The following is a 10,306-nucleotide window of genomic DNA, read 5'->3' as shown; positions in this document are numbered from 1 at the left end:
TTCGCGGAGAGCGCGAGGTGGACGCCGGTCACGTCGTGGCCGGCCTCCGCGGCGCGCGCGGCGGCGACGGCGGAGTCGAGGCCGCCCCCCCGGGCGGGGGGGGCGCGGGGGGGGCCGCGGGGCCCGCGGGACCGGCCCCGCCCGCCCGGCCCGTACCCCTCATCGGCCCCGGTGTCGCGCGGGCCGGGCACCCGGGACCCACGGTTACGTGTGGCCTGACCACCCGGGCCCTCCCACGAGTCGTTCATCTCCTACTCCAAGAGCGATCAGGCCCGTCGGGCCGGGCGGTGGGTGCGTGGCCGGGCGTGAGCGGCGGCGTATGGGCAGGTGAAGCGGCATCCGGCTTCACTTGCGTAGTTGCGCAATCTAACAAATCCATCGCTGTGTCAGTGCACCCCCGTGCGTAATTCCCCGGTGAGGGCTTCCCCGCGGCCCGGGCGGGACGCGCCGGGCCGTGCGCCGGACGGTCCCGCGGGCCGCTACGTCGTGCCGACGGCCCGTCCCGCCCGGCCCCAGTTCGCGTGCAGCCGGTCCACGTACGACCGGGCGTCGCTGCCCGGCTCGGCTCCGCGGGCGAAGGCCAGCATGTTGCCCTCGCCCGCGTTGTAGCCCAGCGCCAGCAGGTCGTTCTCGCCGAACGCGGTCGACCGGGCGGCAGGCAGCCGGGCCGCCAGGTCGTGCACGTACCAGGCCTCCGCCTCGATGGCGAGGTCCCGGTCGTCCGGCAGCTCGGCCCAGCGGCGGCCGGCGAAGTCCCGTCCCCTCTTGATCTGGTCGAAGGTGGCCCGGTGCATGTTGGCGATCCCGAAGGCCGCGTCCGGCTTGTACTTCTGCCAGGCCCGCTCGAAGGCCGGCGTGTGCGGTTTGTACGCCTCGTTGTAGAGGATCGCCATCAGCAGCCGGGCGTCGGTGCCCGTGCGGCGGGCCCAGGTCCGCACCGCGGCGGCGTAGGCGGCCGGATCGTACGACGCGGCGCCCGCCGCCGGGGGAGAGGCGGCCGCCGAACCGGCCGACGGCGCCGACGCGGAGCCGCCCGGCCTGGGCGCCTTCGACGGGCGGGGCGCGTCGTCCTGCGGGGTCTCGGCGGCCCGCACCAGGACGTACAGCGCCAGGACGAACACCGCCAGGGCAAGCCACCGTCGGCCCTTCGGTGCTCTGGATTCGGCCATCTCCCGCCCCTTCTGCACCCGCCCTCGGCTGGCACGTTTGTACAGCAGTGCAGCTAAGACCGGTGTGAGGGTCTTTGCGCCGCCCCGCGACGCGGAGCCGCTCACCGCCGCCCGACGCCGCGCGCCCCCACCGTCGGGACGCCCCCGAGGAGATGACCGCGGGGAGAACCAGGACACCGGACACCGGACGCCCGTGCCCGCCAGGTCGCCCACGCCCGCCCGGCCGGGCCGGTGCGGCGCGGACGCATGGGTGCGTGGACGGGCCGACGTGCCGCCGCCCGTGCACCGACGGCCCGAGCACGGCCGGGCAGCCGGGTGCCGGCGCGTGCGGCCCTGCCCGGTCCCGTGCCGCGCTCAGCCGCCGGTCCGTCGCAGCCGCATGCGCGGCACGCCGGACGCGCCCGCCGGCCGCGACCGCGTGGCCATCTGACCGATCATCACCCGCACCAGCGTCACCACGTCCGGATCGTCGACGTAGTAGACCTGCCGCCGGCCCTCCCGCCGGGAACGCACCAGGCCGGCGAGTTTCAGCTTCGCCAGGTGCTGGCTGACCGCGGGCAGCGCACCGCCCACCCGGTCGGCGAGGTGCGTGACGTCGCTCTCCGCCTGCGACAGCGCCCACATCAGGTGCAGCCGGGCCGGCGAGGCGAGCATCCCGAACGCGGCGGCCGCCTCGGCGAGCACCTCGGAGGGCGGGTCCGCGTGGCCACCGGCCTTCATCCTCACAGCCCTCTCCCGTCCCGCCCCGTTCACTGCCGACGCATGTGTGCCCACACAGTGTAGGCGGACGGCCGCGGCGGACGCCCGCCCCCGCGACGGGGGCCAGGCACGGCGGCACCGGACCGCGCCGTCACCGGCCCGGCCGACGGCGGGTCACTCCTCGTAGTAGTTGTTCACCACGTCCGGCTCGTCGTCGTCGAACGCCTCGTTGAGCAGGGCGCCGCCGACGAGACCGGCCGCGCCGGCGCCGATGAGCGCGCCGGCCCCGAAGCGGCGTCCGCCGCCCTCGTGGTGCTCGTGGTGGTCCCCGTAGGGCTGGGCGTATCCCTGCTGCGGGTACCCCTGCGGCGCGGCCTGCGGGTACCCCTGCTGGGGATAGCCCTGGGGCGCGGCCTGCGGGTACCCCGGCTGCGGCGGCGTGTAGAACGGCGGCACGGTGCTCGACACCCGCTGGGCGCACCCGCCGCACGTCTGGACCGGCCGGGGCACGCCCCACTGCGGGGACCAGGTCACGGTGGTGGTGCCCGGGCCGTGGTTGGGATCGAAGAAGCAGGTCACTGTGGGACTCCCGAAGATCTGCGGTGATGCGGTGGAAGGGGACACGGCCGGGGGGACTGCGGCAGGCGCCGGCCCGGGCGGGGTGGAGGACACGAAGGAACTGCCGCTCTTCCGTGCCGAGGTGGTGGCGGGCCCCGGGCCGGGCGCGGCATCGGCCGCCGCCTCCTGCAGCACCTGCACGCCGTAGTCCGTGGCGATCCCGGCGAGCCCCGATGCGTAACCCTGGCCCACGGCGCGGAACTTCCACTCCGCGCCGTGCCGGTACAGCTCGCCGAGGACCAGCGCCGTCTCGCTCGACAGGGTGCCCGCGGCGAGGTCGTAGCGGGCGAGCTCGCTGCCGTCCTCCTCGTCGAGGACGCGGATGTGCCCCCGCTGCACCGCGCCGAAGGACCGGCCCTGGGCCGGCCCTTCGTAGAGCGACACCGGGAAGACGATCTTCGCGACCTCGGCGGGGACCCTGGCGAGGTCCACGCGGATCCGCTGGGCGTCCTCGCCGGCGGGGCCGTCGCCGCCGCAGTGGCGGACCGAGCCGTCGGGGCTGGCCGGGTTGTTGAAGAAGACGAAGTGCTCGTCGGACAGCACTCTCCCGGACGTGTCGCACAGCAGCGCGCTCGCGTCCAGCTCCTGGCCGGTGCTCGCCTCCCAGCCCAGCCCCACCGTCACGGCGGTCAGGCCCGGGGCCCGCCGGCTGAGCGATACGTTGCCGCCCTTGGGCAGGGACACGGTCATGCACGTCCTCCAGAACTGTTTCCACTACGTGCCTTCATGATGATCAACGCGATTCCGGCCTCTCAGGTTCCCCACTTGCGCAATGTCTTGAACGTGTGACGGAAGAGCGACGGGTCGTCGGCAATCCTCCCCGGCAGTGGCCACGCCCACCTGCACGTCCTTAGGCTTGCGCAACCAGGCAACACCGAACGGAGGACCCCACCGTGGGCATCATCAGCTGGATCGTTCTCGGTCTGCTCGCCGGAGCCATCGCCAAGATCCTTCTCCCCGGCCGAGACCCGGGCGGTCTGATCGGCACCACCCTCATCGGCATAGCGGGTGCGTTCATCGGCGGCTGGCTGTCCGCGCACTTCCTCCACCGGCCCGTGCAGAAGCATTTCTTCGACCTCTACACGTGGGGCGCGGCGATCGCCGGCTCGCTGGTGCTGCTGATCGGCTACCGCATCCTGTTCGGCGACTCGCGCGACTGAACAGGGCGCGGGGCATCGGGGGCGGGGCGCCGGGGGAGCGCGCTCCGTCCGGGGCCCGCCGCGCGGCTCGTGTCACCCGGTAGCGCCGCGGGCAGGTATCCGTGCGGTCGACCGCGAGCCGCCCGGAAGGCAGGTGCAACCGCACGGTTCCGCCTTCCACGTTGCCTCCCGGCGCGCAGGCGCCCCGGCGCGGGGTCGAGCCGAGATGGCGACCGTCCTCGCGGAGTACCGCACCTTGCGCGAGGAGGTCACCCAGCGCGTCGCCGCGCGCATGCAGATGATCGGCTTCGCGGCCGGACCAAGACGTGGAAGGAGTCCACCGACCCGGACGAGGGCGCCAAGCTGGACCGAATCGAGTACGCCCTCGACGAGCGCCCCGACCGCACCTTCGCCTTCGACGAGTTCGGCCCACTCGGCACCGGACCGACCGCTGGGATCCGCTGGGCCATGCAGGAGGTGGACGGCACCCATGAGCTTGACGGTGGTGCAGGCCAGGCCCGACCGGCTCCCGGACACCTTCCACCGCCCCCACTGAGTGCGCTGCTTCCACGGCTCCTGATCCATTGGTGACGACACGCTCCGGGGTGTCAACCGGCTTGGCAAGGGCGCCGATCACAGCCTCGCCGCGCTCAAGAGCATCCGGGCCGTCCGCCCGGACGCCGCCCCGGCCTGCGTCCTCCTCGACGACCTCTCCGCCCGCAAAGGCGGCAAGATCCGCCGACGGGTGGCCAGGAACAGGGCCGAGCTCTGCTTCACGCCGGCCAACGCGTCCTGGGCCAGCCCCGTCGAGGCGCACTTCGGGCCGCTGCGGCAGGTCACCCTCGCCAACTCCAATCGGCGGCCTTGAGCGCCGCCGTGCGGTTCGAGCGGCCGTCGGCCGGAGCGCGGAACCCGGCCCGGCCGAGCGAGGCCGCTCGGCCGGGCACCGCTCCCCTCACCGGCCCCCCGCCTTCCTCCGCAGGAGGACCTTCAGGGTCTCCCGGGCGTCGCGGCGGCGTTCCGGGGCCCGGGCCAGGGCGGCGGTCAGCGCGACGACGGCGACCGTGCCGGCGTACAGCGCGGCGCCGATGCCCGCGGGCAGCAGCGCGGTGTCGAGGACGGGGGTCAGGCCAGGCATGGGCGGCAGCCTTTCGGGTCGGTCCGGCGGGAGGCCGGGACGGGTGCGGCGACGTCCATGAGCGCAGGGGCCGAGGTTCCGGTGAACTCCTTCTGCGTGTGGCCCGGTCTGCCTATGCTGGTCAGCCCATGGGCGCGAAATGTCCGGACGTCGTCCGGCCCGGACGACGACCGGACGCGCCCCCTCGGGGGAGGGCGGGAGCGATGCCGCAACACGTCGACCCGGACGCGGAGTTCACCTCGGCGCTCCATGCCCTGTACAAGGCGGCCGGCTCACCCACCTTCCAACAGCTCGCCCACCGCCTGAAGGTGAGCGAATCCAGCCTCCACGACTGGGTGAACGGCACGTCGATCCCGTCCGCCCGCAGCAAGGAAGCCCTGACCGCTCTCGTCGCACTCCTCGAGAACAGGGCGGGTGCGGCACACCCGAAGCGCCCCGCCCACCGGTGGCAGGCGCTGCGCACCGCCGCGTGGAACCACCGGCAGGCGGGCAGATCCGGCCGTGTCCAGAGCACCCGCCGCACCCTCGGGCCGGTCCCGCCGGAGGCCGACTGCTACCAGGAGCGTTCCGGGCTCCGCCGCCTCCTCGAATCCGCCGCCGCGGGCGGCACCGCGGTCCTCGGACAGGTCGTCACCGGGATGGGGGGAGTCGGCAAGACCCAGCTCGCCGCCCGCTACGCGCGCACCGCCCAGGACACCGGTGAGGTGGAGGTGCTGGTCTGGGTGACCGCGACCTCCCGCACCGCCGTCGCCGACGCCTACTCCAGCGCGGCCGCGCAGCTGCTCGGGACCAGTTCGGACGACCCCGAGGCCGCCTCGGCGTTCCTGAACTGGCTCCGGCTCGCTCCGGGGGAGAAGGACACCGGCGGGGTGCCCGGCGCACGCTGGCTGCTCGTCCTCGACGACGTCCCCCACACCGAGGCCGTGCGCGGCCTGTGGCCGCCCGACGTCCCGCACGGACGGACGCTGCTCACCACCCGCAACCGCGACGACTCCTTCCTGCAGCACGGCCGGCGCCGCATCGAGATCGACCGGTTCTCCGCCGACGAGGCCGTGGCGTACCTTTCCGCCAAGCTGGCCGCCCGGGACCGCCATGAGGACGCGAGTGAGATCCAGGGCCTCGCCGAGGACCTGGGCCGCCTCCCGCTCGCCCTGTCCCAGGCCGTGCCCTACATGATCAACCGGCGCCTGAGCTGCGCCGCCTACCGCAAGCGCCTGGCCAACCGGGCGAAGACCCTCACCGACGTGCTGCCCACCGACACCGGACTGCCCGACCAGCAGAGCAAGACGGTGGCCGCGGCCTGGGACCTGTCCATCGAACTGGCCGACCAGCAGCCGCCCGTGGGCCTCGCCCGGCCGATGCTGCACCTGCTCTGCCTGCTCGCTCCCAACGGGATCCCGCTGCAGGCGCTGACGTCCCTGCCGGCCCTGGCCCACCTGAACGCGCACCGCACCACCGTCCCGGAGCCCGGCCCGGCGCAGCCCCCGGACGACGAGGACGCCACGGACGCCCTGTGGAACCTGCACCAGTTCAGCCTTGTCACGCACGACCCCGGCAGCCCCCACCGGGGCGTCCGCATCCACCAGCTCGTGCAGCGCGCCGTCCACGAGCGGCTCCCGGAGGCGCACAAGCGGCAGTTCAGCCGCGCAGCCGCCGACGCGCTCCTCACGGCCTGGCCCGAGATCGAGCGGGACACGGACCTGTCCTCCGTACTGCGCGCCAACGCGGCCGCGCTGAGCACGAGTTCCGAGGAGGCACTGCACCGGCCCGAGGTGCACGAGGTGCTGTTCCTCGTCGGCCACAGCCTCGGTCAGGCGGGTCAGGTGGCCGCCGCCCGCGAGTACTTCGATCACCTCGCCGACGCCTGCGCCGTCCGCCTGGGTCCGAGCGACCCCGACACCTTCAGCCTTCGCCTCTGCACCTGCCTGTGGCACGCGGAGTCGGGGGACACCGACGGCGCGGCGGACGCGCTGGACGCACTCCTGCCCGACCAGGTGCAGGTCCTCGGCGAGGACCACCTGCCCATCCTTGCCGCCCGCCACCACATCGCCTGGTGGCGCGGCGCGGGAGGCGACGCGGAAGGCGGCACGGCGGCGCTCACCGAACTCCTGGCCGACGAGGAGCGCATCCTGGGCGAGGACAACATGCTCACCTTCCAGACACGGCAGAGCATCGCCTCCCTCCGGGGGAAGGCGGGCGATCCCGCCGGCGCGGCCGCCGCACTCTCCGAACTCCTGCACCAGCAGGCCCCGGTGCTCGGCGACGACCACCAACTCACGCTCGCCGTACGGCACAACCTCGCCGACATGCAGGGCAGAGCGGGCGACGCGGCGGGTGCCGCGGCCGCCCTCGCAGCCCTCCTGCCCTTCCAGACCCAGGTGCTCGGCGAGGACCACCCCAGGACCCTGGCCACCCGGCAGAGCCTCGCCCACTGGCAGGGCAAGGTGGACGAGGACACGGAGCGGGCGACGACCGCGTTCGAGAACGTCCTCGCCGACCAGATGCGCGTCCTGGGCAAGGACCATCCGCTCACCTTCGAGACACGCCACAACCTGGCCGCGATGCTCGGCGACGCGGGAGACGCGGCCGGGGCGGCGGACGCGTACGGGCTGCTGCTGGCGGACCAGGTCCGCGTGCTGGGCCCGGACCACTCCCAGACCCTGCACATCCGCTACCAGTACGCCCGGTGGCAGGGCGAGGCGGGCGACGCCCCGGCCGCGGCCGCCGCATACGAGACGCTCGTCCAGGACTGCGCCCGCGTCCTGGGCCGCGACCACCCCCTGACGCTCACCGCGCGCTACGGGCACGCGCGCTGGCAGGGCACCGCGGGCGACGCGGCCGCGGCAGCGGCGGCACTCGCCAGCCTCCTGCCCGACGAGCGGCGCGTGCTGGGCGAGGACCACCCCAATGCCCTCACCACGCACCGTGATCTCGCCCTGTGGCGGGGCAGGTCGGGAGACGCGGCCGCTGCCTTCGCCACCTTCGAGGAGCTGCTGGGGCATCAGCAGCGGATCCTCGGCCCCGACCATCCCGGCACCCTGACCACACGGCACGATCGCGCGCACTGGCTGGGCCAGGCCGGACACCACGCGGAGGCGGCCGCAGCCTTCACCGGCCTCCTGCCGGACCGCGTACGCGTCCTCGGCCCCGCCGATCCCGTCACGCTCTCGACGCGCCACTCGCTGGCCCACTGGACCGGAAAGGCGGGAGACCCGGTCCGGGCCGCCGCGGACTACGAGGCGCTGCTGCCGGACCGCGTACGCGCGCTCGGCCCGGACCACGTGGACACCCTCACCACACGCCACGAACTCGCCCACTGGCTGGGTCAGGCGGGCCGGCCGGACGAAGCGGCGGCCGTCCTGGAAGCCCTTCTCCCCGACCAGCGGCGCGCCCTGGGCGAGGACCACTCCGACACCCACACGACCCAGGCCAACCTGGCCATGTGGCGGGGAAGATCGGGCGCCACGTCCGGCGCCGTCGCAGGCTACGAGCAGCTCCTGCGGCGCCGGCAGCAGGCCCTCGGCCCGGATCACCCGGCCACCCTGACGACGCGTCACCTGCTGGCACAGTGGATCGGCAAGGCGGGCGATCCGGCCGCGGCGGTGGCCGCGTACGAGGAGCTGGTGCCCGACCGGGTGCGGGTGCTGGGTCCGGATCACGCGGACACGCTGGTGACGCGGCACGAGGTGGGGTACTGGCGTGGTGAGGGCGGCGATGCGGCGGCCGCGGCCGCCGTCTTCGCGGAGCTACTGCCGGACCAGGACCGTGCGTTGGGCGAGGACCACCCCAACACCCTCACCACCCTGAGCAATCTCGCCGTCTGGCGGGGGACGGCGGGCCGGGCGGCGGGAGCCGCGGCGGCATACGAGGAGCTGGTGTCCCGTCGAGCCCGGGCCCTGGGTCCGGACGCTCCCGAGACCCTCACCGCACGCCACTCCCTTGCCCGTTGGCTCGGCAGGGCGGGAGATCCGGCCGCGGCGGTGGCCGCGTACGAGGAGCTGGTGCCGGACCGGGTGCGGGTGCTGGGTCCGGATCACGCGGACACGCTGGTGACGCGGCACGAGGTGGGGTACTGGCGTGGTGAGGGTGGCGATGCGGCGGCCGCGGCCGCCGTCTTCGCGGAGCTACTGCCGGACCAGGACCGTGCGTTGGGCGAGGACCACCCCAACACCCTCACCACCCTGAACAGCCTTGCCGCATGCCGGGGGAGAGCGGGCCACGCGGCGGGCGCCGCCGACACCTACCAGGAGCTGGCCTCCCGCCGCCTGCGCGTCCTCGGCCCCGACCATCCCGACGTCCTCACCGCACGCCATTCACTGGCCCGCTGGCTCGGCAGGGCGGGAGATCCGGCGGCGGCGGTGGCCGCGTACGAGAAGCTGTTGGCGGACCGCGTGCGGGTCCGGGGCCGCGACCACGTCGACACGCTGACCACCCGTCACGAAATCGCCTACTGGCTCGGCCGCGCGGGGCACGGTGCCCGGGCCCTGACCGCACTGGAGGAGCTGCTCCCGGACCAGCGGCGTGTACTGGGGGAGGACCACCCCAACACCCTCATCACCCTGGCCAACCTGGGCCTTCGGCGGGGGAGGAGCGGCGATGCGGCGGCGGCCGTCGAGACCTACGGCGAGCTGCTCACCCGCCGGCGACGGGTCCTCGGCCCCGACCATCCCGAAACCCTGTCCGCCCGTCACTCGCTGGCGCACTGGGTCGGCCGGGCGGGAGACGCGGACGCCGCCAGGAGCGCCTACGAGGAACTGCTGGGCGATCGCGTGCGCGTACTGGGCCCGGAGCACGCCGACACGCTCGTCACCCGGCACGAGGCGGCCTACTGGCGGAGGACCGGAGGCGACGGTGATCAGGCGGTGGCCCTCCTCACCGAACTCCTCCCCGACCAGCAGCGGGTCATGGGCGAGGACCACCCCAGCGTCCTCACCAGCCTGGCCAACCTCGCCATCTGGCGCGGCGCGCTGGGCGACGCGGCGGGCGCCGCCGACGCCTACGAGCAACTCCTCACCCGTCGGCAGCGGGTACTGGGCCCGGACCACGACGAGACCCTGGCCACGCTGCACGACGCTGCCCGGTGGCGGGGCCGGGCGGGCGATCCGGCCGGTGCGGCCGCGCGGAGCCGCCAGTTGCTGGAGAAGCTGGAGGGGCTGCGGGGCGCGGACCACCCCTCGGTCCGGCACGTACGGAGCGAGCTCGCCCACTGGCTGGGCAGAGCCGGCGACGCAGCCGGAGCCGTCGAGGTGTACGAACGCCTGCTGACCGACCGTCGCCGCCTCCTGGGCGGCGACCACCCGGCGACGCTGGCGGCCTGGGGCAGCCTCGCCCACTGGCAGGGCTGCGCGGGGAACACGGCGCAGGCGGCGGCCATGACGGAGCAACTGCTTCACCACATGGAGCAGTTGCTGGGTGAGGACCACCCGCACTGCCGGATCGTGCGGAACAACCTGCGCCACTGGAGGACCGCCGGGGAGAACGGCGGACAGTCCCAGCGCCCTGCCGACGAGGACTCCTGAGGGGCTGCCACCCGCTCTCGCGTC

The 10,306-nt window shown here is 74.4% G+C and carries 7 protein-coding genes and 1 pseudogene; 3 read left to right on the top strand and 5 right to left on the bottom strand.

What is annotated here, in order from left to right:
• The 4 genes and pseudogenes from P3H78_RS33615 to P3H78_RS28730 form a co-directional block, all read right to left on the bottom strand.
• Positions 1-191 (bottom strand): annotated as a pseudogene (locus tag P3H78_RS33615) (hypothetical protein); the annotation flags it as partial.
• A gap of 288 nt (positions 192-479) precedes the next feature.
• Positions 480-1,169 (bottom strand): lytic transglycosylase domain-containing protein, encoded by a 690-nt coding sequence (locus P3H78_RS28740; protein ID WP_276112088.1) that lies wholly within the window; start codon positions 1,167-1,169, stop codon positions 480-482.
• A gap of 354 nt (positions 1,170-1,523) precedes the next feature.
• A complete protein-coding gene (locus tag P3H78_RS28735; RefSeq protein WP_276112096.1) occupies positions 1,524-1,889 on the bottom strand; it encodes an ArsR/SmtB family transcription factor in 366 nt (121 codons plus the stop codon).
• A gap of 153 nt (positions 1,890-2,042) precedes the next feature.
• Positions 2,043-3,176 (bottom strand): TerD family protein, encoded by a 1,134-nt coding sequence (locus tag P3H78_RS28730; RefSeq protein ID WP_276112087.1) that lies wholly within the window; start codon positions 3,174-3,176, stop codon positions 2,043-2,045.
• A gap of 203 nt (positions 3,177-3,379) precedes the next feature.
• Here P3H78_RS28730 and P3H78_RS28725 point away from each other — a divergent pair, with 203 nt between their 5' ends.
• Both P3H78_RS28725 and P3H78_RS33610 read left to right on the top strand, forming a co-directional pair.
• Complete coding sequence (locus P3H78_RS28725; RefSeq protein ID WP_276112086.1) at positions 3,380-3,646, top strand: GlsB/YeaQ/YmgE family stress response membrane protein; 267 nt, start codon at positions 3,380-3,382, stop codon at positions 3,644-3,646.
• Positions 3,647-4,370: 724 nt separating this feature from the next.
• Positions 4,371-4,493, top strand: coding sequence for a hypothetical protein (locus P3H78_RS33610; protein WP_438828063.1), 123 nt, complete (start codon positions 4,371-4,373; stop codon positions 4,491-4,493).
• An 87-nt stretch (positions 4,494-4,580) separates the two neighbouring features.
• Here the strand turns inward: P3H78_RS33610 and P3H78_RS28715 are convergent, their stop codons facing one another.
• A complete protein-coding gene (locus P3H78_RS28715) occupies positions 4,581-4,763 on the bottom strand; it encodes a hypothetical protein (RefSeq protein WP_276112085.1) in 183 nt (60 codons plus the stop codon).
• A gap of 203 nt (positions 4,764-4,966) precedes the next feature.
• Here P3H78_RS28715 and fxsT point away from each other — a divergent pair, with 203 nt between their 5' ends.
• Entirely contained in the window at positions 4,967-10,282 is a 5,316-nt protein-coding gene (fxsT, locus tag P3H78_RS28710) for an FxSxx-COOH system tetratricopeptide repeat protein (RefSeq protein ID WP_276112084.1), read from the top strand.
• The last annotated feature ends 24 nt before the right edge of the window (positions 10,283-10,306 follow it).

This window comes from Streptomyces tropicalis (assembly GCF_029269835.1).
Classification (GTDB): Bacteria; Actinomycetota; Actinomycetes; order Streptomycetales; family Streptomycetaceae; genus Streptomyces; species Streptomyces tropicalis.
The sequence above is the reverse complement of the archived record's forward strand: the minus strand, read 5'-3'. Positions and strand labels throughout refer to the sequence as shown.